Origin of the sequence: Ectothiorhodospira sp. 9100 (assembly GCF_022227565.1) — a bacterium.
Lineage (GTDB): Bacteria > Pseudomonadota > Gammaproteobacteria > Ectothiorhodospirales > Ectothiorhodospiraceae > Ectothiorhodospira > Ectothiorhodospira marina.
Genome location: NZ_JAJNAN010000030.1, coordinates 1 through 25,787, shown reverse-complemented (window position 1 = coordinate 25,787; position 25,787 = coordinate 1). Strand labels below are relative to the sequence as shown.

The window sequence follows — 25,787 nt, the reverse complement described above, 5'->3', positions numbered from 1 at the left end:
GCTTACTGCAACGAGCTTGCGTTACGCCAATGGCTCATGACGGACCCAGTACGTGCTGTAAAGCCGCTATAGCAGGATTACTGTTGCCAGACCGAGGAAACTGAGGAATCCGACGATATCGGTGACGGTGGTCAGGATCACCGCGCCGGAAAGTGCGGGGTCGATGCCGACTCGCTTCAGCCCGAGCGGTATCAATACGCCGGCCAGGGCCGCAATCAACAGGTTCAGGATCATGGCGCTGGCGATCGTGACCGAGATGCCGGCACTGCCAAACCAGAGGTAGGCGACGAGCGCAACGACCAATGCCCAGGCAATCCCATTCAACGCCCCGACGGCGATCTCTTTTCCTATCAGCCAGCGGATGTTCGCCTTGGCGATCTGATCGAGGGCAAGTCCGCGGATCATCAGCGTCAGGGTCTGGCTGCCGGCAATACCGCCCATGCTCGCAACAATCGGGAGCAAGACGGCGAGTGCGACGATCTGGTCGAGTACCGCTTCAAAGCGACCGATCACCGCCGCGGCCAGGAACACGGTCATCAGGTTGATACCCAGCCAGAGGCCCCGCCGTCTGGCACTGGGCATCACCGGGGCAAACAGATCCTCATCTTCGTCAAGGCCCGCCCTGTTCAACAGGACCTTGTCGGATTCTTCTCGAATGATATCGACGACATCATCGATCGTGATGCGTCCGAGCAGATGGTCCTCCTGGTCAAGTACGGGGAGCGAGATCAAGTCGCGGCGTTCGAACAGCGCCGCGACCTCGTGTTCGCTCATGTCGGCGCGGACGACTACCGTGTCCTGGCGCATGAGTTGCCCCACGATAGCCTGGGGATCACTCGTCAACAGCCTGTCGACCCCCAACGTGGCCAGGTAATGTCCCTGTTCATCGATGACCATCAAGGTATCGGTATGCGGTGGCAACACCTGGTGCCGACGCAGCCAGCGCAACACGACTGCGACCGAAACATCCGGTCGAACGCTCAACACATCGGTACTCATCAGGCGCCCGGCCGTGTTCTGACCAAAGGTCAGCACCGCCTGGAGCCGCTGACGATGGTCACCATCGAGGGTTTGCAGCAGCGCGGTATGGCGCTCGTCCGGGAGTTCTTCGATGACCTCGGCAAGATCCTCGGGCGCCATGCTCCGCGCTGCAGCCACCAGCTCGACGTCATCCATCTCTTCGATGATGCTGGCACGGGCCTCATCGCGCAGGTGGCTGAGAATCTCGCCCTCCTGCTCGGCCGGAATCACGTCCCACAACCCGCTGCGCTGATCGGGTGGAAGTGATTCCAGCAGATCAGCGACCTCTGCCGCATGCGCGGCTTCCAGGTGCTCGACAATGTCGTCGCGGCGTCCGGCGTCAAGGTGCTCGACCACTTGGGCGAGCAACTCTGCCTGGGTCGTTTCGGGTGGCTTGGTATTGGCTTGCGCCACTGTCTCGTCGATCATGATGGTGTCCACTCCGGGGGGGCGCTGAGAGGTGTTGTGACGCTATCCTTGGCCGGATTGAGCGCCGCTGGACTGCCCCGGCACCCCGGGCTGCAACTGCTCGAAGAGGCTGTCCACAGTGAGAGCCAGGAGTCCGATCATGACGGCCCCCTGGATGATGTAGGCGGTGTTGCCGTTGACGATGCCGGAGATGATCGGATCGCCCAGGTTACTGGCCCCTACGGTCGCGCCCAGGGCCGCAGTGGCCACATTGACGGTCACCGAGGTGCGGATACCCGCCAGGATCACCGGCGCCGCCAACGGCAGCTCCACCTGGAGCAACACCTGCCTTGGGGTCATGCCCATGCCGCGAGCCGCCTCCAGCACCTCAGCGGAAATGCCCTGGATACCCGCCAGGGTGTTGCGCACGATGGGCAGCAATCCATACAGCAGCAGGGCCACGATCACCGGCCCCGTGCCAAAACCCAGCACGGGCACCGCCAGCGCCAGCACTGCCACGGGTGGGAATGTCTGACCGATGGAGGCCAACTGCGCCACCATGGGCATGAAATCGCGCCCGGCCGCCCGCGTGACCGCCACCGCTGCCGCCACGCCCACACAGGTGGCCAGAAGCGCAGCCACCGCAACCATCAAGACATGCTCACCCAGCAAAACCCAAAAATGCTCACGATCGTAAATCACCTGGCGAAGATCTGGCTCGAACAGGCGAAACAACGGTTCCAGGGTTGTCATGCCCACCGCTAACAGCAGCAGCGCAGTCAGCCAGATCAGTGGCACGGCAAAACGCCAGCGCGAACGCCCGTTGACCGAACCGGGACCGTTGAAGGCCGCTTCACTCATGATGTGCCTTTTGCAGCAGGGCATCCAGGGAGAGTCGTCCCACGGGGGCGTCAGCGTCATCCACCACGAGCAGATGGCGAGTTTGATGCCACAACATCAGTGACAGGGCCTGGTTCAACGTGGCCTCCCGGGACACCCACGGGGCCTCGCCAACTTCCGGCGTGATGGGCTGCATGCGCTCCCCCACCCGGACCAGGGCTGCTTCCTTGAGTCCCCGATCGTCACCGCCCAGCAAGGACGCCACGAAATCATCCGCCGGCGCCCGCAGCAGTACGATAGGGCTGCCCTGCTGCACGATACGGCCCTCGTGCATCACCACCAGACGATCGGCCAACGCCAGGGCCTCATCCATGTCGTGAGTGACAAAGACGATGGTCTTGTCCAAGCGATCCTGCAGATCGCGTAACTCCACCTGCAGGGTCTGGCGGGTAATGGGGTCCAGGGCCCCGAAGGGCTCGTCCATCAGCAGAATATCCGGATCGGCCGCCAGGGCCCGTGCCACCCCCACGCGCTGAGCCTGACCGCCTGACAATTGGTGCGGGTACTTGTGGGCAAATTCCGGTGGCAGCCCCAGCAATGCCATCAGCGCCTCCACCCGGTCCTGAATCCGTGAACCGGACCACTGCAGCAGGCGGGGCACCAACCCGATGTTCCGGGCTACCGTCCAGTGGGGAAACAATCCGGTACTCTGGATGGCATAGCCAATGCGACGACGCAACTGATCCTCCGGGAAATCACGGATCGGCTGACCATCCAGATGGATCTCACCCTCGCTGTGCTCAATGAGTCGGTTGATCATGCGCAAAGTGGTGGACTTGCCGCAGCCGGACGTGCCCACCAGCACACAGAATTCACCCCGCTCCACCCGCAGTGAGATGCGGTCCACCGCCGTCTCGTCGCCAAACCGGCGGGTCACGTCAAAGAGTTCGATCATGCGGCCTCCCGCCGTCGCAGTCGTTCGGCCAGGGCACCCAGCAGCGCATCCGCCATCAGCGCCATGGCGATAATGGGCAGTGCCCCCAGCAATACCAGATCCATTGCCGCCTGCCCCAGCCCCTGGAAGATGAAGGTGCCCAGCCCACCGGCGCCGATAAGGGCCGCTACCGCCGCCAAGCCGATGGCCTGAACAGTGGTGATGCGGACCCCCTCCAGCATCACCGGCAAGGCCATGGGCAGACGCACCTGGAAGAAGACCTGCAGACGACTCATGCCCATGCCACGGGCCGATTCGATCACGCCCGGGTCCACCCCTTCCAGGGCCACGTAGGTGTTGCGCACCATGGGCAGGAGACTGTAGGCCACCAGGGCCAGCCAGGCGGGTGCCCAGCCGATCCCACTCACACCCATAGCGCCCAGCCAGGGCACCTGATGACTCAGCCAGGCCAATGGCGCCAGCAGGAGCCCGAACAGTGCGAGGCTGGGGATGGTCTGCAGAAAGTTCAGCACCCCGAAGCCCAGTCGACGCAGGCCATCGAAACGACGCATGGTCAGCGCCATGCCCAGGCCGATCACCAGACTGGCCCCCACCGCCGCCCCGACCAGGGCCAGATGGTAGGACACGGCCTCCAGAAACTGATCGCTTCGGGCCTGGTATTCCTGAGCCAGTGCCAGCGGTGTAAGCCAATGGCTCAGGGCAATCCCCCAGGCCACAAGAACGAATACCAGCAGGCCCCACACCCACACGCGCCTTAATCTCAGCCGGATCCGCAACTCCACCAGCACCAGCAACCACAGGAACAGCAACACCCAGAAACCAGGCCCGATGCCCACCCGCGCCTGGGGCAGCTCTGGATCCAGCACGGCAACGACGGCACCGGACAACCACAAGGGCATGGCCATGAGCAGCCCCACCACCATCCCAAGGCTGGCCCACAGTCTGAAGGCTGTGGGACGCCAGGCCAGCCAAACCACACAGACCATGGGCAGGGCACCCACCAGGGTGACCCACCACCCCAGGGCCTCAACCGGATTCAGGGGGGTCCCCTGCACCAGCCGGTTCGGCGCCACGCTGAGGGCGTCCAGTCCCAGCCAGGCCAACAGGCCCAGGCTCATCAGGCTGACCAGGACCCGATTGGGCCTGGCATCACGGATCATGGCTGACCTACTCGCTCAGGCCTGAGAGAAAATCCGCTGCGACCCGCTGGGGAGACAGCCCCTGCACAGCCACCTGGCCGTTGAGTTGCTGCAGGGTCTCCATGTCCAGCGCTCGGAACACGGGCTCCAGCAGATCAGCAATCTCGGGAGAGGCCTCGAGAACGGCCTGCCTCACCACCGGTGCCGGCTGGTAAACAGGCTGCACACCCAGGGTATCCTCCAGCACCACCAGGTCCAGGGCCTGCAGGCCACCATCGGTCGCGTAGGTCATGGCGGCGTTGACCCCGCTGGTCTGACGGGCCGCCGCCCGCATCGTGGCGGCGGTATTGCCGCCGGACAACACCAGCAGTTGATCGGAGCGCAGTTTGAAACCATAGGCCGACTGGAAGGCAGGCAGCGCCTGCTCCGACTCAACGAACTCGGCACTGGCGGCCAACTTGAATTCCCCCCCATCATTCAGGTACCGGGACAGATCTTCCAGAGTGACAAGCCCATGGGCCCGAGCCAGGTCGCCACGCACACTCATGGCCCAGGTGTTGTTGGCATCAGCCGGGGTCAGCCAGATCAATCCGTTTTCTGCGTCGCGCTCCCGCACAGTGGCGTAGGCCTGGCCGGCGTCATGCCATACGTCGCTATCGGTCATATCGAAAAAGAAGGCACCGTTGCCCGTGTACTCGGGATAGATATCGATATCCCCCGAATTCAACGCACCGCGCACGATACTCGTGCCCCCCAGTTGCAGCCGGTCACGGACCTCGATCCCCCCCGCCTCAAGCCGCTGAAGGATGATCTGCCCCAACACCGCACCCTCGGTATCAATCTTGGAGGACACCACCACCGGGTTGCCCGCTTGCACCATGGATATGCCGCACACGGCACCCAGGGCCAGTGCAAGAAATCCTTTCATGAGACGAGACATGAGTATTCCATTGATTGTGGATCTGGCGGCAGTATAAGGGCCGCCCCGTGATCGACTCCAGCGCATGGGGTATGGCTTTTCGGTTCCAGTGCCGCAACAATCCCCTCATCAGTCGGCCGATCCATGCCGCCACGAAACGGACCTAACGGGTGGGACCCATGCCCAGGCAATCCCTCGATACGCTGCTTGAAACCCTCAACACGGAAGAACATCCGGGCCTGGTATCCCTGTTGAGCACGGTGGTGAACTGGCTCCGGCCTGATAGCGCGGAGACCGCCGAGGACGTGGTGGCACGCATCCATCAACTACATCGAGCCCAGAAAAGCCAGGACCGGGAAGGTGGCAAACCTGCCGCCCCTCACCTGCGCGATCATGTGCAAACCTCCCTGGCGGAGGCACGTCACCTCTCCCTGTACACGGAAATTGGCCTGTTCTCGCGACGGGGATTCGTGCGGGAGCTGGGTCAGCGCTTTTATGATCGGATCAACCCGCGACCGCTCGATCCTGACAACCTGCGGGATGTGCTCTCCCAGGTCTTCCACCGGCCCGCTGATACAGCCTGGGTGGCCCAGGTACCCGATGATGCCTGGATCCTGCTGCTGGATGCACTGGTAGACCTGGATGACACTACCGGACCGGCCCTGACACGCGCCAGGGAACAGGTGCTCTATTCGCTGGAGATGCTCGCCTTGTGGGTGGCAGCCGAGGAACTGGAGCCGGAGCTGCTGCGCCTGGACCCGGGCATCACCGAACGCAACTCCCCCTTCGTGGCCCTGGAACGGGAACTGTCGGCCTATGTACGGGATTACGCCCGGTGGCTTGAAGACCCAAACCAGGAGCCCCACAACGACGAACACGCCCGGGTGCTGATGCAACAGTGCATGGATCAGGTGGATCGCTTTCACAAGCGCGCGGTCACCCACGGCAGCAGCATGAGTCTCACCCATTTGCTGGAACGCCTGGATCAGACCCTCACCCGCATCAGTGATTTGCTGGACATCCTCAAGCGCAACGACGATACCTGCCGGCGCTGCGCGGCGGCCCGACTGTTCAGGGAAATGGTGGTGCAAAACGCTCGGCAGCGCAGCCTGGGAGCCCTGTGGCAGGACAACATCAAGCTGGTGTCGCGCAGCATCACCGAGCAATCCGGCGAGACCGGTGAGCACTACATCACCCGCGATCGACGTGAGTACCTGCAGATGCTGGGTTCCGGCGCCGGCGCCGGACTGATCATTGCCTTCATGGCACTGATCAAGATTCAACTCCTGCAGATGGGCCTCTCCCCTGGCGTCGAGACCTTCTGGGCGAGCCTTAACTATGGCCTGGGTTTTGTGTTGATTCACATCCTGCACTTCACGGTGGCCACCAAGCAGCCCGCCATGACGGCTGCCCGGCTCTCGGCTGCCATTGAGGCCGGCGAGAAGGGGGCAGCAAACCAGGCGCAGATTGCCCGGCTGCTTATCCAGGTAGGTCGTTCCCAGTTCGTGGCGGTGCTGGGTAATGTGAGCCTGGCGCTGCCGGTGGCCTTGTTGGTGGGCTGGGCCTCTCTGACCTGGCTGAACCAGCCCATCATGGACGAGCAGCAGGCACACTATCACCTGCTGGAACTGCGCCCGCTGGCAGGCCTGGCCGTGTTCCATGCGGCCATCGCCGGGGTCTGGCTGTTCGTGGCGGGGCTGATCGCGGGCTATTTCGACAATCGCAGCGCCTATCTGCAACTGGGGGCCCGGCTGCGGGACAACCCCCTGCTGACCCGTGTGACGCCCATGGGATTGCGTCATCGCATTGCTGACTATCTGGACAAGAACTACGGGGCGCTGATGGGCAACTTCCTCTTTGGCGTGCTGCTTGGGGTGACCGGGTTCATCGGACTTCTGCTGGGGCTGCCCCTGGATATCCGCCATGTCGCCTTTGCCTCGGCCAACCTGGGGTACACGGTATCCGTTGAGGGCATGGAGGGCATGACCTTTTGGATGTACTTCCTGTTCGTGCTGGTGATCGGGGCAGTGAATCTGTGGGTGAGTTTCGCCTTGGCCATGTATGTGGCCCTGCGCTCCCGTGGTGTGCGCCTGGGAGATCTGCGCCAATTGATGCGTGCCTACGGGCGGGAATTACGCAAGGACCCACGCGCTCTCCTCCTGCCCCCCAGGCATACCTCGGACGATCCCCCAGCCAAGGATTGACCGGACTGGCCCCCGCTCGGGCCCACGGCGTAGAATGGCGCCCCTTTCTACCGCCAACCTCTCCAGCCAACACCTGCGGACAGTCCCATGGCCAACTCCCTGCATGAACAGCTCCTGAAAGCGGGGCTGGTGGATGAGAAAAAACTCAAGCAAGCGCGGCATGCCTCGCCAAAGAAGAAAAAGAAGGGCAAGGGCGCGGCAACGACGGAACCTGCTCAGCCCAGCGCCGCTGAGGAAGCCCGACGCCGGGAGGCAGAACGCTCCCGCGAACTGAACCGCCAGCAAAAGGAGGCCGCCGAACGCAAGGCGCTGGAAGCGCAGATCCGGCAGTTGATTGATGCGCACCGCCAGGACCGGGAAGGCGGTGAGATCCCATACAACTTCCAGCACGGCAAGACCATTCGACATCTCCATGTCACTCCGGAGCAACGGGATCGGCTGGGCAACGGGCGCATGGCCATCGTCACCCTGGAAGATGGCTACGAGGTGGTGACCCGGGAAGGCGCCGACAAGATCGCCGCACGTGACGCCACCCGGGTGGTGGTTTGCAATGACCCGGAGCCCCGGGACAAGGCGAAGGATGAGGATGACCCCTATGCCGGTTACGAGATCCCGGATGATCTGATGTGGTAACACTCCATCACCGGCCCGGCCTCAGGTGTTCTGCAGGCGTCTTTGCTGAAGCGCCAGCAGTCGACCATAGAAGTCCGCCACATCCTCACTGATACGCACCACGTCGTATTCACGTGCAAAGTCCACGGCGCGACGCGACATCGCTTCGCGTCGCGCCGGATCCTCCAGAAGCTCCAGCAAACGTGCGCTCCATTCGGCAATATCTTCCTGTGTCTTGTAACCATTGACGCCGTCCTCCAGAACATCATCGATGCCGCTGGCGCGCACGGCCACTACGGGCAGGCCGGCAGCCATGGCCTCCAGGATCACCATACCCTGGGTTTCCGACTTCGAGGCAAACAGGAAGGCACTGGCCAACAGGTAATAGGCCGTCATTTCCTCCGGTGCCACAGCCCCCACCAGCGTCACATGGTCATCCAGATCCATCTCCTGAATCCGTCGTTCCAGCTTTGCGCGCTCAGGGCCGTCCCCCACGATCAAGAGCCGGAAGGGCTGGGCACACGTCTCCCGAGCCCGGTGAATGGCCCGCAACATGAAGTCGATATTTTTCTCCTGGCTCAGCCGTGACACGCTCACGAAGATCGTCGCACCGTCTGCCGCGTGTTTGCGCCGCAAGCACTCGACAGTCTCGACACTCACCCTGTCGGGTGCGGAACAATCCACGCCGGTGGGTTTCACCAGAATGTGGGCGGTCACCCCAAGGACATGCAGATACTCTTCCGCAGAGCGTGTGGGCACGATCACCCCTTCGCACTTGTTGGCAAAACGCTTCACCAGTGAATGGGCGATCAGATTACGAAACAGCCGTCCTGGAATGGGGACGTAATGCGCATAGTGCTCCAGCCGGGTGTGATAGGTGTAAATCACGGGAATGCCCAGGCGTCGTCCCACGAACAAACCGATTGAGCCCAGCCAGAATGGGTGGTGTACATGGATGACATGGGGTCTGAATTCCCTCACTGCCCGTGCAATGCTCGGCGAGAAGGGGTTAGCCAGTCGAAATTCACCTTTCGACCCCCAGTGCAAAAGGGAGGGAATGCGCATGACCACGTCATCCGGGCGAGCCTCCGCACCATAGGAAGGGGCCAATACCTTGAGTTGGCACCCCTGCCGAAGCAACCCCCTCACCAGTCGATCAATGGAAATCGGCACGCCACCGATAAACGGCAGATAGTTATTGGTGAACATCATCACGCGCAGGGGCTCCGACACCACTGTCTCTTCGTCAATCCTGTAATCACGATAGTATTGACGCTCTGCTGATAATGCCTTGTACAGACGAATCATCACCAGCAGGAAAGCACAAACAATCAAGATGAAATTGATATAACCCACATAAAAAAGTGAGTAGATGAAGAACCAGGAGGTTTCCAGCCAACGGACAATCTCGCTTTGTCTGTGACCAACGAAAACCGGCTCGATGCTTGCACCTTCCTGCCCCACCATCACACGCGCATAGTGGTGATCATCTTCTCCGTCACCCACGACCAGGCCTCCGCCGCCACCGGTCATCAGGAATTGCGTGTCTCCACGGACTTGCCGGTCGAACATGGAGCGCGATCCGGAAAAAACGGCCTCGACTGCATATTGATCAAGCAAGTCATTCAACCTGCTCACAAATCCCGGATTCAGTTCCATCTCACCGTCTTCAGACAACCGATCCCGATGCTCCGACAACACCGGTTCCGCCATAAAAATAAAGACATGACGTGCCTCCCGGGAAAAGGCCTCCAGCTCATCTTCCAACCATGACAATTGCCATTTCAAGGGTGTCTTGCCCGTGGTATCCAGAAAGATGAAACGATCCGAATGCACCGAAAATGAGAAAAAATAAGGGCCCAGCATGTCATAGAAACGAACGCTTCCGAACTGACTGTATTCTTTAGAACCAAAAGTCAGAAGATAGGGAATATTCAGCTTCTGAAGTGAACCATATAATGCCTGATAATTATCTTCCCCCCCGCCACGCAGCGCATTTCCGACGGAGACCATGAATTCCATATCAGACTCGTTGAGGTGGGGAATGATCTGCCGTTCAAACACCCCAATAGAGTTTCTGATATTACCGATCACGGCGAAGCCATACTCATCTTCCGCCATCTGATGTGACTGAATCCTTTCTATCTGCTCGCTATGCAGGGCCTCCAGTGAATCATTGAAGAAAATGAGATAGATCTTGTAAGCAAGCAGCGCAATAAAAACCAACAACACCAGAAAAAACGCCACCCGCAGCAGACCGGTACGTTTAAGCATTGGTGACTTCCCCCTTACCGGATAGGCGGCTGATCAGATCACCCTTGATCAGCACCAATGCGATCAGCATGCCCGTATAGATGGTAAGCAATCGCCAGGCAAAGGTAAGAATGAGTAGATGTCCTGCACTCACGATATCGGAAAAGAAATGCCCGAACACGCCCTCGGCAATACCGGAAGCCCCGGGCGTGGGCGAAAAATACATGATAAACGTGGTCACCACCTGGATACCCAACACCTTCAGATAAGACAAATCATAGTCCAGCGCCAGTAGCAAGAGCATGGGGAAGGAAAAAAGGCTCAGCAAAAAGATGAGGGTGCAACAAAGCGCCAACACACTGAACAATCCCCTGGAGGAGATGAAGTCAGTGAATCCACGATTCAACAGCACAAGTTCCCTTCGTATTCGGAAATAAAGACGCCGAACCCGTTGCTGATCGAGGACTCGCCAACGGCACAGCCGATTCAGTATCCACGCGATCGGCACCAGCAGCCAGCGGTTGCGGAAGATCGCAAGCAACAGCACTGACACGTAGATCACCACGAAGGCCAGCAAATAAATGGTCAGCCGCGGGTTCCAGTTGATGGCCTCCGTCAGCGAATCCATGAAGAGCAGAAAAACCGGCGCCAATGTGAAAATGACCAGAACCGCAAGGGTTGTGCGTATCGTTGTGGCGGCCGTGGCGGTGCCGATAGGTACGCCTGCCTTTTGCAAATACCAGACTTGAACCACGCCACCTCCGGTGGCCATGGGCGTCAGATTCGAAACCAGAATGTTCACGAAAACGAGGCGTGCCATCAGACCCGCAGGGACTTGATACCCCAGCGCCCTCACCGTGAAATAAAGGCGCAGGCCATCCGCCAGAAAATAGATGACCAGCAGCAGCAACGATGCCACAAGCAACTGGGGCGAAAGCAAGCGCCGGTCAAAGACCACCGGTCCATTATCAAGATGGAGAAATACAACCAGCACCCCCAGGAGCGTGAAGCCCAGGAACAGTGCCGTAAACATCAGCAAGCGCCGTCTATCCAGACCCTGCGAGGCCAGTACGCCTTGATTCTCTTCCGGCATCATTATCCCCGTCCAATCGCGCAACCTGCGGCATGTCCGGATGCCCAGGCCCATTGAAAATTAAAACCTCCCAGGTGGCCGGTCACATCCACTACCTCACCAATGAAATACAGTCCCGGAAAGGCCCGGCATTCAAGGGTCTTGGAAGACAGGGCATCGGTATCCACCCCGCCCACCGTGACCTCGGCCACCCGATACCCCTCGGTACCCGAGGGCCAGATCTTCCATGACTGGCAGGCCTGCTCCACCTGGGCGATATCCGTGTCGCTGAGTTGGTCCAGGGGTTTGCTCTCCACCCAAAGATCGCACCAGCGTTGCGCCACCCGTCGGGTGAGCCGCTCTCCCAGCAGGGTCTTCAATTCCATCTTCGGGCGCTGCTGACGCACACTGCGGATGTGATCGCCCAGATTCACGCCCGGGAACAGATCGATCTCCACCGGCTGCCCGGGCTCCCAGTAGGACGACACCTGCAGCACCCCGGGACCACTCAGCCCACGATGGGTGAACAGCAGGTTCTCCCGAAAGCACGCGCCGTTGAAACCCGCCTCGGCATCCAGGGCGATACCGCTCAGGTCTTCCAGGCGCTTGAGGGCCTTTCCTTCCAGCGTGAGAGGTACCAGGCCCGGGCGCGTGGGGCGCACGGGGATATCCAGGGACCGAGCCAGATCAAAACCCAACCCGGTGGCCCCCATGGAAGGAATGGAATAGCCCCCGGTGGCAATGACCAGGGCATCGGCCTGTACGGTCCCCGTGGGGGTATCCACCTGATATGGTGGGCCGACGCGGACATCCTTGATGGCGGTGCGGGTGCGGATCTCCACGTGGCCCATATCGCATTCCGCCAGCAGCATGTTGAGGATGTCCTTGGCAGAGCGATCGCAGAACAGTTGGCCATGATCCCGTTCATGGTAGGGAATGCCGTAACGCTCCACCAGGGCGATGAAGTCCCAGGGTGTGAAACGGCTCAGGGCGGATTTGGCGAAGTGGGGGTTGGCGCAGATGAAATCCTCGGCCGTGCAGTGCAGGTTGGTGAAGTTGCAACGCCCGCCGCCGGACATGAGGATCTTCTTGCCAGGTTTGTTGGCATGATCCAGCACCAGCACGCGCTGGCCCCGTTGCCCGGCCACCCCGGCGCACATGAGGCCGGCGGCACCAGCGCCGATGATGAGGACGTCATAGTGGGGATGGGCGGTCGGCATGGTGGCGAAGTTTAACGAATCAGCGGGGGTTGATGGGATAAAACCCGGCAGGGTGCCCGCCGCCTCCCCCTCATCCCCAACCCTTCTCCCCGAGGGGAGAAGGGAGTCATAACCCCTCTCCCGCTTGCGGGAGAGGGGTTGGGGTGAGGGCCGTCCATGGCAGAAGGGCATCGGGCTCAATCCGACTTGATGGGCCCCCGTAACGCCTTCGTCCGTCCCCGCTGAATCTTCTTCTCCAGACGTCGCCGCTTGGAGCCCAGGGTGGGCCGGGTGGGTTTACGTTTCTTGACCGGTCGGCCAGCTTCCTGAATCAACTCCCGCAACCGCTCCAGGGCGTCCTCGCGGTTCTGTTCCAGGGTGCGGAAACGCTGGGCCTTGATGATGATCACACCATCCTTGCTGACGCGCTGATCCGACATCCGCAGCAACCGGTCCTTGTACAGGCGCGGCAGTGAAGAACGCTGGATATCAAAACGCAGGTGCACCGCCGAGGCCACCTTATTCACATTCTGACCGCCCGCTCCCTGGGCACGGATCTGGCTGATCTCCACCTCCCAGTCGCCCAGCGTTACGTTATTGGAGATCGATAACACCATGGGTCACCGCCCTGTCGGCCGACCACTGAGGGCCGACAGGGGAATCTGACCCGTCTCCTCCATGGTGATCAGTCGGCTGAAACCACCCGCATCCAGACGCGCGCGGACCTTGTAATCCAGGTGGTCGCGATCGGTTCGGGCGATCAGGTCATTGAGCAGACGCAGGCTGTTGATCAGATCCAGTCCTGCCTCCACCTCAAAGCGGGACTCTCCAAACGCCGGAATGGTCTCAAGATCACTGGCCACCCCGGTGATCAGTTGATGCCCCTCGAAGTCCACGGCGTAGCTCATGCCCCGCAGGGGCAGACTGGTCGGGTTGGGGTTGACCACCCGCAGCCCCAGGGCAAATCGGGGTGCCATGCCCTGGTTGGGCACAACGCGGAAGGACTCCAGACTCACCGAGGGGGTCTCGAATTCGTTACGCATGGCGGCACACCCGCCCAGCAACATCGCGCCGGAGGCCAACAGGAAGCTGCGTCGTGTGATGGGCATGAAAGAACTCCACTAGGCCATTGAACTCAATGGCCTCAGCTTAACGCAACTGCCCCCTTGAGGGCGCGGGCACTGCGCCCGTCGGTTGCGAAGCTAGCCTACCCCATGCAAAAATAATCGGTTTTCCTGGACACTTACCCGACGAACCCGCCATGCTGATGTCGCTGCTGCTCATGTTTGTCATCCTCGCCGCAGGCGCGGGCCTGCTGCTATGGCATGCACGGACTGCCTTTGTGGTGCAGTTACAAAATGGCGCCCCCCAAGCCAAGCGCGGCACGCCCCCGCCCGGCTTCGTGCGAGGCTGCGGGGATGTGGCTCGCATGTACGGCCTCAAGCAAGGCCGGATCAGCGGCATCCGCACCGGCCAGGGAATCCAGCTGCGTTTTTCCCGAGACATCCCCGAACACACCCACCAGCCCTTTCGCAACGTCTGGACCCCTCCCCCGGGCGGCAACGGTGGCGGTGGCCGCCGAGCCGCCGGTTAACCGCGAAAAGGGGACAGACCCCTTTTCCTGGGACTGCCCCCCTGTGGGAGCTGGCCTGCCAGCGATGCGCTGCGACAGCAGCGCCCTGCCCTGGCCCGCCCCTGTGCCAGACCCATTCGCGGCCGAGGGCCGCTCCCACGGGGGTAGACCGGCCTCCGGTGCCAGCCTCACTCCAAAAAAGGGGACAGACCCCTTTTTAACTTTTTAAAAAGAAAAAAGGGGTCTGTCCCCTTTTTTGGCCCCCTTCCCCCGCCTGAATCACAAGGTCAGCTTTTGATGTCCACCCACAACCCCATGCAACACACCTCCCTCCTTGGTCAGCAAGGCCCCGGCCATGGCGTGGCCGTGGGCGCCCTGCTCATCGGTGCCGGGCTTTGGGGGTGTTTCTGGATCCCCCTGCGGTGGCTGGAACAGGCCGGCCTGCATGGCTTATGGTCGGTGGCCTTCATCTATCTGGGTGCGAGCCTGCTGGGGCTGGTGGTGGCAAGGCGCCATCTTGGCTGGGTGCGTCGCCACCCAGGGCGATTTGCCGGCATTGCGCTCACTTCGGCGCTGTCGGGTACTGCCTTCTCCCTGGGCGTGATCGAGGGTGAAGTGGCCAGGGTGCTGCTGTTCTTCTACCTCTCGCCGCTTTGGGCCGTCGTCCTGGCGCGACTGCTGCTGCGCGAACCCCTTACCCAGCAGGCCATGATCGCCCTGACCCTGGCCATCACCGGCGCCCTGGTCATGCTCTGGCCCACCAACACCAGCCTGGCCATGAGTCGGGCAGACGTGCTGGGCCTGCTGGCAGGCATGGCCTTCGCGGCCACCAACATCCAGGTGCGCTATGCCTACTGGATGCCGCTCAGAATCAAGACCCTGGCGGCCTGGTCTGGTGCACCGCTGCTGGCAGCAGGCACCGCGGGCGGCCTCGGGATCGGACTGATGCCAGACCCGTGGACCCTCGCCGTGGCCCTGGTGGTGGGCATGACCATCATGACCACCATGACCCTGACGGTGCAGGTCGGCGTGACCTGGCTCCCGGTTCGGCAGTCGTCGGTGATCCTGATCTTTGAGTTGATTGCCGGTGCCGTCTCCGCCGCCTGGCTGGCGGGGGAGATGCTGGCCACAAGAGAATGGATGGGTGGCTTGCTCATCGTTTGCGGTGGTCTGATCGCGGGCTGGCGACGGCGTCAGGATCATTGATCCATGCCATGACTTACTGAGAGAGGGCCGCCTGCAATACCCGCAGGCGCCGACGCTGCATGCGCAGACGATATTCCAGCTCTTTGTAGGCGGTACGCAACTCGATCCGTGTCCAGCGGTCACGTAGCGCCTCACGCCCCACCTGCACCTTATGCGTCTGCCACTGCTGCCATTGGCTCACCGTATCCTTGAACTGCTGATACTCCCGATCCAGGGCCTCACGCCAATTGGGGGCGACCCCTGTGACCTCAAGCCGCGCCCTCAGCCTGGCAAACTGAGTGGAGACCCGGGCTCGCTGGATTTTGAAACGGGGGATGCGCCGCCGGTCGTGGGCCAGACCCACCCAGGCACACAGATTGATGAACCACTTGGATGGGTCGTACTGCCACCAGTGGATGCCATTGCGGTAGTCCGACTGAAAGGCGTGGTGATAATTATGATAACCCTCGCCCCAGGTGACCCATGCCACCAAGGCATTATCCACGGCCGTATTGTCATCGCTGTAAGGGCGACGACCCCAGGTATGGGCCAGTGAGTTGATGAAAAAAGTGAAATGATGGCTCACCACCAGCCGCAGCACACCGGCCAGCAGCATCATTCCCACGATGTCACCCCATAAAAGACCCAGAGTCAGGGGCAGACCCAGGTTCATGGACCAGGCCAGCGGCCAATAATACCGATGCTGCAGGCGCACGATGGGATCGCGATCCAGATCCTTCACGGTGCTGAAATCCGGCTGACTGGCAGGCCACTCGCGCATCATCCAGCCCATGTGCGCATGCCAGAACCCGGAGCGAATAGAATGCGGATCACGCCCCACATCGTCCACGTAACGATGGTGGTTACGATGCCGGGCGGCCCAATTGTAAATACTGTTCTGCAATGCCATGGCGCCGAAAAGGGCCAACAGCAGCCGCAGGGGCCAGCGGGCCTTGAAGGTGCGATGAGCCCAGAGACGATGGTAGCCAACAGTGATGCTCATGCCGCCAAGGGCCAGTAACACAGCGAAGGCCACCCAGGCCCCGCCACTGAAGCCATGCACGATGCCCCACCACGGCACCACGGTCACGGCCAGCAGGTTGGTGAATGCGAAGAATAACGCGGTGGGCCAGGCCACGGGAGGATCGGTTCTGGACATGGGGAATACCTGCTGGACAAGAAAGAAAAGGGACAGCCACGAGAAAAATCGGCGGTCCTGATCAATGAGACAGTCACCCCCACGGTAAATGCCCCTCGCCGGTCATTTTTTTTGCTTTAGCCCCTGAAACAATTGACGGGCCCCTCGCAATCGGTAACGCTCTTACCGCCATGGGTGCTCTGCGCCCGGATGGCATGCCCGCCCCCGCGACCAACCGCGAAACATCCCCGTGATCCGCATAGCAAAGGTCTCCGATGTGCCTGCCCTGGTGGCCCTGGAGGGGCGCTGTTTCCCCACGGATCGACTCTCCAGGCGACAATTCCGCTACATGCTCACCAAGGCGCATGCCCATACCCTGGTGGAAGAACAGGCAGGTGTCATCCTGGGCTACATACTGGTGTTGTTCAGCCGCGGCACATCCAGTGCGAGATTGTATTCCATTGCCGTGGACGCCCAGGCCCGGGGGAGCGGCGTAGCCGCCGAGCTGATACGGACAGCCGAAAACGACGCCAGGGAACGGGACTGCGCCTACCTGCGCCTTGAGATCCGCAAGGACAATAATGTCTCACAGCGGCTGTTCGAATCCCTGGGTTATCGACGTTTTGGCGAATACGGGGACTATTACGAGGATCACATGGATGCCTGGCGCTATGAAAAATCCCTGGCACCCGATCTGCTCCCGGACATGGTGCGGGTCCCCTTCTACGAGCAGACCCTGGATTTCACCTGCGGTCCCTCTTCACTGATGATGGCCATGAAGGCCCAGGATCCGTCACTGAGCATGGACCGCACACTGGAACTGCGACTGTGGCGCGAAGCCACCACCATCTACATGACCTCGGGCCACGGGGGCTGCGGACCGTTCGGGCTGGCCCTGGCAGCGGCCCATCGGGGTTTCCAGGTCGAACTCACCCTCAGCGACTCCCGGATGCCACTGCTCGACTCCGTGCGCAGCCCGGAGAAAAAGGAAGTGATGCGCCTGGTCCAGGAGGACATGCTGGAAGAAATCCAGGGACTGGCCATCCCCATGCACTACGGCCACCTGAGCACATCGGACCTGAGGGAGCGCTTCGAGGCAGGCATGATCCCGGTGGTCCTGATCAGCTCCTATCAGATCTATGGGGAAAAATTCCCTCACTGGGTGGTGATCACCGGTTTTGACGAACATTTCGTCTATGTGCACGACCCGTTTGTGGACCGCGACAATGGCGAAACCACGCTGGATTCCCTGAACATGCCCATCCTGCGGCGGGATTTCGAACGCATGGCCCGCTATGGGAAGGCCGGTTTGAAGGCGGTATTGCTGATTGGAAACAAAGGGTAACAGGAGAAACCCGTGTCGGATCATGTCCTGCTCATCGAGCAACCCGGAGACTGGAAACCCCATTTCCCGGACTACCCCGTGGTGCTGGCCTCGGACTATCTCACCCACCCGGATTACTCTGCCGGCAACAGTCGGCTGCGGGTCATCAACCTGTGCCGCGGGCATCGGTATCTGAGCGTGGGCTACTACTGCTCGCTGCTGGCCGAGGCCCGTCAGCACAAGGTGGTGCCTTCGGTGCGCACCCTGCAGGACCTGTCGCGAAAGTCCATCTACAGCCTGGATACGGAGAACATCGATCGCAAGGTGGCCCGGGTGCTGGGCCGCAAGCGTTCGGGTCTGGAACCCACGGCCTTCGAGATGACCGTGTTCTTTGGTCAGTGCGAGCCCAAGGAGATGCAGGAGATCGCACAACAACTATTCTCGATCTTCCCCACCCCGTTGTTCAAGGTGGAATTCCGGCTGGTGGGTCAGTGGCGCATCGAGGCCATCAAGCCCCTGGCCCTGAACAGCCTGGATACAGGACAGGAGGAGGCCTTCTTCATCGCCCTGGATGCCTACCTGAAACGCCCTTGGCGCAGACCACGCGGGGCCCGCGCCTACAAGTATGACCTGGCCATCCTGCAAAACCCGGAGGAGGATCTACCCCCCTCCAACCGGGCAGCCCTGAACCATTTTGTACGCCTGGGGCGCACCGTAGGGCTGGAGGTGGACCTGATCGACCGGAGGGATTTCGGGCGCCTGGCGGAATACGACGCCCTGTTCATCCGCGAAACCACCCGCATCGACCACCACACCTACCGCTTTGCCCGCAAGGCGGACAGCGAGGGCATGGTGGTGATCGATGACCCCGACTCCATCCTCAAGTGCACCAACAAGGTCTACCTGGCCGAACGGCTATCCGCCAACAAGGTCCCCACGCCCCGCACGCGGGTGCTGCGCAGGGAGGATCTGCTGGCCGCCGAAGAGGACATCGGTTACCCCGTGGTGTTGAAGATTCCCGACGGTTCCTTCTCCCGCGGGGTCTTCAAGGCGGAGAACCGCAGCGAGCTGGAAGAGATCGGCCGCCGGCTGTTCAAGGAATCCGATCTGATCCTGGCCCAGGAATTTGTCTACACGGAATTTGACTGGCGCATTGGCGTGCTCAACAAGCAACCCCTTTACGCATGCCAGTACCTGATGTCACGAAAGCACTGGCAGATCGTCAATCACCAGGCCAAGGGTCGACTGAGGCAAGGGGGTTCGAGAACGATGACAGTGGCAGACGTGCCCCCGGCGGTGATCAAGACCGCCGTCAAGGCCGCCAATCTCATCGGCGACGGGCTTTATGGGGTGGATCTCAAGCAGACGGACCGCGGCATGATGGTGATCGAAGTGAACGACAACCCGAGCCTGGACGCGGGCGTGGAGGATGCCATCCTCAAGGATGACCTGTACCGCCGCATTCTGGAGGATTTCGTGCGCCGGCTGGATTTGACGCGCAAGCGCTAGCAATCGTACCTGATGGATGCATTTCAGAATTTTTATGCACAACGCGGGAGACCTTGAATCAGGACCGATCCCTCGCCGCCCTGGCCTCTTCCTTTACCGACGCCGGCCAGGCGAAGGAGATCCGATTGCCGCTGCCCCGTTGCTCGCCGCCGCACTCAGTCCCTTTTTCCGTGAGTTGCCAGGCGCCGTCCTGCTGCTCCAGCAGGCCCTGTTCAGCCAGGAGGTCCAGCAAGGGACCCGTCTTCATGCCCAGGGCGGAGGCGATACGGGAGGAAGGCAGTTTCTTCTCGGACGCTTGGCTTTCATCCGGGGGGGGTGTATCCGTATCCTCGTCCTGTGCTATCTGCTCCGGTGCATTCCCCGGGGAGAGTGTCTGATCGCGGATGCCGAACTCGGCCTGATCATACGGCGCACGCGCCACGTGACGGCCTGCCAGTGCCTCGGCACAGCCCTGCAGGGTCCCCAGGGTTACCGTGGAGGCCATGGCCCGCCACATGGCCAGGCGGCCGCCGCCCTGCCCCGGCTTGCCCCGCAGGCCGTGTTCCAGCACATCCTCCAGCCAGGTGACCTGGCCGCGCGGGTTATGCTCACCTGCCAGGTGCACGTGGGCATCGGGCCCCACCACGATCCGGCCATGGACCTGAGGAATCAGCCTCACCCCCAGTCGATGGGGCCAGGACAGGTACAGCACCGCATTTGCCAGGGCATGTACGCGCTCGGCCAGATCGGTCAGCGGGTCGATGATCTCCAGCGGGGCGCCACCCATTTCCTCGTCCACATGGAAAAAGCGCTCCTCGGCTTCCACCCGGACGCCGGTATTGAAGAAGCGAGAGTCCAGCACGAACGCCTCCATGCGTCGGTTGATCACCACATGATCAAAGTGAGTTGACGTACCCTGCATCTCCAGTCGCAGGTCATGAATCACCACGGCCTGATCGGAATCGGCCAGTTGCCTGTCCAGTTCGGCAGCCGCGGCCAGCCGACCTTCCAGGGCCAGGATTCTGGCGCGGATCTGGCGGGCCTGTTCATCGTTGGCCCGCTCAAGCAGATGCTGCAGTGCCTCAATATGGGGGGCGAGATCGTCAACAGGCTTGATCAGCATGAAGCACTTACCTGTGGTTTTCCGGAACATGTGCGTGGAAGGCCAATATCCCACGAAAAATAGGTCATATCTACCCTGCCCCAAGGCCCTGAAGCTACAAGGCCCAGACCAGATACATACTGATGGCACCAAACAGCAGGACCGAGACAATGGCCCACAGGCTCAGGCCTTCCACCTCGCCTGCCCGCTGACGTCGAAAGCTCTCACTGAGGCGATACCGCAGGGTGAACAGGGCGGTATAGCCGATGATGGCTGCCGCCGGCACATAGATGAGCGCCAGCAACACGCCCCAGGCCACGAAGGGTGGGCGGGTCTGGGCAAAGATGTAGCCCAGGATGATCCAGAGGGCCAACAGGCCCAGCGGGATGGCGGCGATCACGGGGTTGAGGAGCGAGGGCTCCTTCAATCGTGCCCAAAGGCCGATCCGGGCGCGCTTGGGTGGTCTGCCCCGGTGCACACCCCCAGAGCCGTCGGCATGCGGTGTCCCCTCGCCGCGGCCCTGAGCCAGATGCTGATCATAGAGCACTGCCGCCTCGTTCAAGTACTGGGCCTTGGCTTCGTTCGGGTCCTGATGGCACTGCTCCAGGCAGCGTTGCCAGAGGCTTTCACTTCGATTTTCATCAAACTCGCGCGAGGCCAGCAACCAGGCCTCGCGATGCTGAATCTGGGTCATGGGGTTTCCTTGCAAATGAGTGAATGCCTACGCCCAACGCCGCGCGCTTTGCCGCGGCCCCGGTTGAGGTGCCACCACACCAAACGATCAAACGGAGAACATGGCCTCCAGATCGTGCCGGGAGTAAGCCTTGAAGGCCAGCAGGGTGTTGGTCTTCTCCAGCCCATCAATGGTCAGCAGGTGACGGGTGACCACTTCGGCCAGGTCGTCGTTCCTGGGTACGCGCGCGATGGCGATCAGATCATACTGGCCACTCACGGAAAAGACCTCGGTGATCTGTTCCATGTCCGCCAGTTGCTCGGCGATCTGGTTAACCTTCTGACGCTGGACATTGATCAGGATGATGGCAGTGACCATGGGGGCTCCTCGGTTGGGAAACGGTCGGGATGGACAGCAAAATACCTGAACAGGCAGGCACAACGCCAATCCACCGCGCGCCCCCGATACGGAGGCCGCGCGGCGCACTCAGTGGAACTCACTGGAGTTGTGTGGAAAGGCGATAACTGCCCTGCCCATCATGGCGGTAAATCCGCACATAATAGGTCGCTGGCTCCAGATCCTCCCGCTCCAGACGACGGCTGGATGCCCGTCCCGTGTAGTCCTGGACCAGGGTGCGGGAGGCGCTGTCGTCCCGCAGTTGCGCCGCCAGTCGCAGACCTGCGTCGGCGTGGATATTCACCACCAGCCGCCCCGGGGTCCGGGTGGTGAAACGGAACCAGTCCTCCGTGTCGCGTCCCGAGGCGTCCCGGTAGCCCAGCAGGCTGGTGACCTCGCTGCCGGGTTCGATCACCCGTGCCTGCTCGGCACTGTTGTTGCGAGCCGGCTCACCCGCGGCGATCACGGATTCCAGCCGAGGGGTGACTGCATACCCACCCTGACCGTTGTGGCGATAGATACGCAGGTAATAAGTCCCGGGGGCGAGATCGGCGCGCTCCAACTGCCTGAGCGCGGCACGACCCGTATAGTCCTGATGCAGGACACCACTGCCCGTCTCATCCCTTAGCTGGGCCGCCAGCCGCAGGCTTTCCTCGGCTTCAATATTCACTACCAACCGTCCATGCCCCCTCAGCGTCACCTGATACCAGTCCTCAGTATCCCGGCCATCGGCATCGCGATAACCAAGCAAGCCAGTAGAAACCTCACCGAGGGGGATCGCCTGGGCCTGTTCAGCACGTTCATTGGGCTCCGAATCCGCGGCGAATGTCACCGCCTCCACCCGTGGCAAAACCCGATACCCCCCCTGACCCGTGTGGCGGTAGAGGCGCAGATAATAGATCCCCGGAGCCAGATCCGCCCGCTCCACCGTGCGTTGGGAAGATCGCCCGGTGTAATCCTGATGGAGTACGCCACTGCCCACCTCGTCACGTAGCTGGGCCGCCAACTGCAGCGTGTCCTCGGCCCTGATGTCCAGCACCAGCCGTCCGTGGACGGGCATCGTGATTTGAAACCAATCCTCCGTATCCTGGCCCTCACTGGTGCGATACCCCATCAGCCCCGTGGAAGCCTCATCCACGGGAATGAGCCTGGCTTCCTCGGCAGTATTGTTCGGCTCCTGATCATTCGGTGTGGAGGCCACCTGCAAACGCGGCCTGATTTCATACGCCCCCTCGCCTGTATGGCGGTAGATCCGAACCTCATAAACACCGGGGGCCAGGTTGGCTTGTTCCACCCGGCGGTTGGCCCTGCGCCCGGTATAATCCTGGTTCAGAACACTCCCTCCCTGAAAATCCCGCAGTTGCACTGCCAGTTGAAGATCGCCATCCGCCTGCACATCCACGATCAGATGCCCATGCCGCTCCACCTGGAGTGCATGCACCCGCTCACGTTGCTGGCCATCCAGTGATCCGCGCTGGGCAGGCAGCGCCACCTCCCGGGGCGGAGTCAGCGTCGCTGCCGTGGGATCGCTCCCGATGTTCACGGTCGTGACCCTGGGTTGCTCGGGTGACCGCTGCCCCCCCTCGGCATTGAGGCGCTCCGACCGGCCGAGGGCCTCCTCAACATCCTGAAGCGCCAGGTAGCTCTCCAGACGTGCCACCCGAGCCTGCACTGCATCGTCCGGCCAGATGGACAACCCGGCCTTGTAGGCCTCCAGAGCCTCTTGATAGGCCTGCCGTGCCTGGTGGGCACGGGCCCGCTCCCAGTGCTTTTCGGCCTCGTTTCTCTCCGCCTGACGGGCGTACAGACGTTCAAAGGCTTCCTTGAGTGAGGGATCATTCGCCCTAGGTGGCAGATCACGGTTCATGCTCTCCCGCACCCCGACCAGATGCTGCTGGGCCTCGTCGAACCGGCCTGCCTCGATGAGTTCATCCACTCTCGGCAGCGTGTCATCCAGGAAGGTTTGCCAGCCTTCATGCCAGCGTTCGAGTCGGTCAATCACATCCTGGGGGTAATGGGCGTTGATCTCCCTGGCGCGATGAATCTTTTCCACGGCCTGGCCCGTGGGATTGCGTTGACTGACGTCCGCCATGAGCGCCCGGGCCTGCATGGCCAGGCCCACCGAGATGCGTCCCTCCAGGTGCCGATCCAACTGCGTGTACATCGCGCCGCCATCAATGGCAAAGGAGCCCACGTACCCCTCCACCAGGGGGGCAATGGACTGGTAGCGCCAGGCAGCCTCTTCAAAATCACCCGCCTCAATGAGACCAATGACCTCCTTCACCTGCGCCTCGGCACTTTGATAGTTCTCGCTGGCAATCCGCTCCCGCCAACGATTGAAGATGGCCTGAGCCTCGTAATGATGCTTCCGGGTGACGGCATTGAAACAGTGAAGGCTTTCCTCCATGCCCCTCGGGATCGGCGTGTTCCAGGTACTGAGGGGGCCCTTGCACACGCAGGGGCCCGTGCCAATGGAATGATTGCAGCCTTCCCCCACACAGAAAAAACCGCCCAGGCTACCGCCACAACCCCGGCACAGGCAGTTAAGGAAACCCTCCGCGTCCTCCGGCCTCACGCCCATCTCATCGGCGTGGGCAAAGGCTTCATCGATCTGCTCACGATGACGCACCAGCCGCTGCACCTCGGCAAGGAAAGCCTTGGATGCCTGTTCGCGCGCCTCTGCCTCCTTGGCCCCGGTGATGGCCTCGACGACGGCGTCCGGTAGATACAAGATCCCCGTGACGGCATCCCTGGCCATGAGATAAGGAACCTTGAGCAGGGTCACGGTCACATGGCGGGTGAGGCTGGGATCGTTACCGCGCTCCACCTCCCGCATGAACCGGGCAATCTCGGCCTTTTCCGCCTCTTCGTAGGCATACCCGACACCCGTGCCATACCAGGCGGCGTTCTGGTACACACGCATGAAGAAGTCGAACGTGGTGTCGTCGGCCTCTGTCTGATCCAGGGCGTGATATACCCCCTCCTTGCCCATGAAATAGCCCGTGGCTCCCACCGCCATGATCCTCACGGCCTTGCCACCCCATCGACTTGAGGGCTCGGGTGCCGGATCCGCACGAGAAGCGGCACGAAGGGTGCGTGTCTCCTGGGCTACGCCCTGGGCAAAACGGCCTCCCACACTGCGCTCCAGCCGACTGATGGCCTCCCCTGCCTTGGAGGGGCTCATGCGGCTGATTTCCTGGGCGATGGCCCGGGTGAATTGCTCACCCTGACCGGGATTGAGGCGAGCCAGGGTGCCGAAGGTGTCCACCAGTTGATCCGAGGCCCGCTGCAGGCCGTGCTGATTCATGGCGCGCACTGCAGCCGCATCCAGAGCCGTTGCCATGCCTCGATCCAGGCTCCCGAGCCGGGACGGGGCCTTGTCCAGGCCGGAATCTCCAAGGCCCACCGAGGGCAGCTCGTGCTGAAGACGCACGTGGTTGTTCAGACTGAACTGACGGGAGATGTACTTGGCTGACTGCGATTCAGCCAGTTGCGCCCGGGCCCGGAACAGTGATGCACGGTCAGGGTTGATGTGCTGCACCGCCTGCGCCTCCCGGAGCCACGCATCCGCGCTGCGCTTCTTGGCCTGGCTCAGCCGACGCATCTCGGCGGAGTAATCCATGGCATCATCGATATTGATCGGGTTAAGACGAGCCGGACCATCCTGACCGAGGGCGATCTGGGCGCGCACCGAGCCCGGGGTGGCGTAGGCAGTACCACCACGCTGATTGATGTGCTGAACGATCTGGTCGAACTGATCCGTGTGATCGGGGTGAGGCATGAAATCCGTGTCGGTATCAAACCGGTCCACGGGTGTCTGCACGCCCTGGCTGCTGAAATGATCGCGTGCAATGCGCTGATAATTGGCCTCGATCTGCCGGATGTCATCCACCTGAATACGGCGATTCCCCGTGGCCAGCACATTCACATCGGTATCCGTCCCTGGATTGAAGCTCCGGGCCCCGAAGTCGGGGCGGAACCCGGCATTCTCCACCGCCTGACGGGAAAACTGCCGGTTCAGGGCATGGAAACGATTCTGAACCGCGTTGTACTGGTCGATGGACAACTCGCCCCGCACGGCGGCCAGATTCACTTCCCGGTTGGCAAAAAATACCAGCATCTCCTGGTGTGGCGTCGCCGTGCCCTGGGCCACCCTCTGCGCCGCGGACATCAGCCCGGGCGTCCAGGCCTGCACCCCGCCAGCCAGGGTGATCAGGACAAGGGCAAGAACAATACGACCAACAAACCTGCGCATGATGACATCACTCCAACGGATGGCCCGGACCG

21 protein-coding genes are annotated in these 25,787 nt (G+C 61.6%); 6 read left to right on the top strand and 15 right to left on the bottom strand.

The genetic code is table 11. The features are described from left to right. Positions 1-66 precede the first annotated feature (66 nt). Genes mgtE through osmF form a run of 5 tightly spaced genes read right to left on the bottom strand, consistent with a single transcriptional unit; the run spans position 67 to position 5,290 of the window. Positions 67-1,449, bottom strand: a complete 1,383-nt coding sequence (gene mgtE / locus LPW29_RS10250; RefSeq protein WP_238627925.1) for a magnesium transporter — start codon at positions 1,447-1,449, stop codon at positions 67-69. Between the two features lie 42 nt (positions 1,450-1,491). After that, entirely contained in the window at positions 1,492-2,289 is a 798-nt protein-coding gene (locus LPW29_RS10245; protein ID WP_238627924.1) for an ABC transporter permease, read from the bottom strand. Next, complete coding sequence (locus LPW29_RS10240) at positions 2,282-3,223, bottom strand: ABC transporter ATP-binding protein (RefSeq protein ID WP_238627923.1); 942 nt, start codon at positions 3,221-3,223, stop codon at positions 2,282-2,284. Before LPW29_RS10240 ends, LPW29_RS10245 begins: the two co-directional genes overlap by 8 nt. After that, positions 3,220-4,383: an ABC transporter permease gene (locus LPW29_RS10235; RefSeq protein WP_238627922.1), complete on the bottom strand. Its 1,164-nt coding sequence runs from the start codon at positions 4,381-4,383 to the stop codon at positions 3,220-3,222. The genes LPW29_RS10240 and LPW29_RS10235 overlap by 4 nt, the downstream gene beginning before the upstream one ends. Before the next feature lie 7 nt (positions 4,384-4,390). Further along, positions 4,391-5,290 carry a glycine betaine ABC transporter substrate-binding protein OsmF gene (gene osmF, locus LPW29_RS10230; protein WP_238627921.1) on the bottom strand — a complete coding sequence of 300 codons (900 nt, stop codon included), beginning with the start codon at positions 5,288-5,290 and terminating at the stop codon, positions 4,391-4,393. Positions 5,291-5,460: 170 nt separating this feature from the next. On the opposite strand from osmF, the gene LPW29_RS10225 reads away from it, so the two are divergent. Further along, positions 5,461-7,485: a site-specific recombinase gene (locus LPW29_RS10225; protein WP_238627920.1), complete on the top strand. Its 2,025-nt coding sequence runs from the start codon at positions 5,461-5,463 to the stop codon at positions 7,483-7,485. An 87-nt stretch (positions 7,486-7,572) separates the two neighbouring features. Next, a complete protein-coding gene (locus LPW29_RS10220) occupies positions 7,573-8,118 on the top strand; it encodes a DUF2058 domain-containing protein (protein WP_090253998.1) in 546 nt (181 codons plus the stop codon). A 21-nt stretch (positions 8,119-8,139) separates the two neighbouring features. Here the strand turns inward: LPW29_RS10220 and LPW29_RS10215 are convergent, their stop codons facing one another. The 5 genes from LPW29_RS10215 to LPW29_RS10195 form a co-directional block, all read right to left on the bottom strand. Then, entirely contained in the window at positions 8,140-10,371 is a 2,232-nt protein-coding gene (locus LPW29_RS10215; RefSeq protein ID WP_238627919.1) for a glycosyltransferase, read from the bottom strand. After that, positions 10,364-11,446 carry a lysylphosphatidylglycerol synthase transmembrane domain-containing protein gene (locus LPW29_RS10210; RefSeq protein WP_238627918.1) on the bottom strand — a complete coding sequence of 361 codons (1,083 nt, stop codon included), beginning with the start codon at positions 11,444-11,446 and terminating at the stop codon, positions 10,364-10,366. Before LPW29_RS10210 ends, LPW29_RS10215 begins: the two co-directional genes overlap by 8 nt. After that, positions 11,446-12,642 (bottom strand): NAD(P)/FAD-dependent oxidoreductase, encoded by a 1,197-nt coding sequence (locus tag LPW29_RS10205; protein WP_238627917.1) that lies wholly within the window; start codon positions 12,640-12,642, stop codon positions 11,446-11,448. Before LPW29_RS10205 ends, LPW29_RS10210 begins: the two co-directional genes overlap by 1 nt. Positions 12,643-12,818: 176 nt before the next feature. Further along, positions 12,819-13,238, bottom strand: coding sequence for an alternative ribosome rescue aminoacyl-tRNA hydrolase ArfB (gene arfB, locus LPW29_RS10200; RefSeq protein WP_238627916.1), 420 nt, complete (start codon positions 13,236-13,238; stop codon positions 12,819-12,821). A gap of 3 nt (positions 13,239-13,241) precedes the next feature. Beyond that, a complete protein-coding gene (locus LPW29_RS10195) occupies positions 13,242-13,730 on the bottom strand; it encodes an LEA type 2 family protein (protein WP_238627915.1) in 489 nt (162 codons plus the stop codon). A gap of 152 nt (positions 13,731-13,882) precedes the next feature. Here LPW29_RS10195 and LPW29_RS10190 point away from each other — a divergent pair, with 152 nt between their 5' ends. Together LPW29_RS10190 and LPW29_RS10185 are read left to right on the top strand one after the other, a co-directional pair. Then, a complete protein-coding gene (locus LPW29_RS10190; RefSeq protein ID WP_238627914.1) occupies positions 13,883-14,215 on the top strand; it encodes a DUF3634 family protein in 333 nt (110 codons plus the stop codon). Positions 14,216-14,491: 276 nt separating this feature from the next. Beyond that, positions 14,492-15,400, top strand: coding sequence for a DMT family transporter (locus LPW29_RS10185; RefSeq protein ID WP_238627913.1), 909 nt, complete (start codon positions 14,492-14,494; stop codon positions 15,398-15,400). Positions 15,401-15,413: 13 nt separating this feature from the next. On the opposite strand, the gene LPW29_RS10180 is transcribed toward LPW29_RS10185, so the two are convergent. Then, on the bottom strand, positions 15,414-16,538 hold the full coding sequence (locus LPW29_RS10180) for an acyl-CoA desaturase (protein WP_238627912.1): 1,125 nt from the start codon (positions 16,536-16,538) through the stop codon (positions 15,414-15,416). A gap of 229 nt (positions 16,539-16,767) precedes the next feature. Here LPW29_RS10180 and LPW29_RS10175 point away from each other — a divergent pair, with 229 nt between their 5' ends. Together LPW29_RS10175 and LPW29_RS10170 are read left to right on the top strand one after the other, a co-directional pair. Then, a complete protein-coding gene (locus LPW29_RS10175; protein WP_238627911.1) occupies positions 16,768-17,862 on the top strand; it encodes a peptidase C39 family protein in 1,095 nt (364 codons plus the stop codon). A 12-nt stretch (positions 17,863-17,874) separates the two neighbouring features. Continuing rightward, positions 17,875-19,350 carry a RimK-like ATPgrasp N-terminal domain-containing protein gene (locus tag LPW29_RS10170; protein WP_238627910.1) on the top strand — a complete coding sequence of 492 codons (1,476 nt, stop codon included), beginning with the start codon at positions 17,875-17,877 and terminating at the stop codon, positions 19,348-19,350. A 58-nt stretch (positions 19,351-19,408) separates the two neighbouring features. On the opposite strand, the gene LPW29_RS10165 is transcribed toward LPW29_RS10170, so the two are convergent. The 4 genes from LPW29_RS10165 to LPW29_RS10150 form a co-directional block, all read right to left on the bottom strand. Next, positions 19,409-20,452, bottom strand: coding sequence for an NERD domain-containing protein (locus LPW29_RS10165; RefSeq protein WP_238627909.1), 1,044 nt, complete (start codon positions 20,450-20,452; stop codon positions 19,409-19,411). A 94-nt stretch (positions 20,453-20,546) separates the two neighbouring features. Continuing rightward, positions 20,547-21,125 carry a hypothetical protein gene (locus tag LPW29_RS10160; protein ID WP_238627908.1) on the bottom strand — a complete coding sequence of 193 codons (579 nt, stop codon included), beginning with the start codon at positions 21,123-21,125 and terminating at the stop codon, positions 20,547-20,549. Between the two features lie 87 nt (positions 21,126-21,212). After that, entirely contained in the window at positions 21,213-21,482 is a 270-nt protein-coding gene (locus LPW29_RS10155; protein ID WP_090253978.1) for an Lrp/AsnC family transcriptional regulator, read from the bottom strand. A 118-nt stretch (positions 21,483-21,600) separates the two neighbouring features. After that, positions 21,601-25,755 carry a tetratricopeptide repeat protein gene (locus LPW29_RS10150; protein WP_238627907.1) on the bottom strand — a complete coding sequence of 1,385 codons (4,155 nt, stop codon included), beginning with the start codon at positions 25,753-25,755 and terminating at the stop codon, positions 21,601-21,603. Positions 25,756-25,787: the final 32 nt, after the last annotated feature.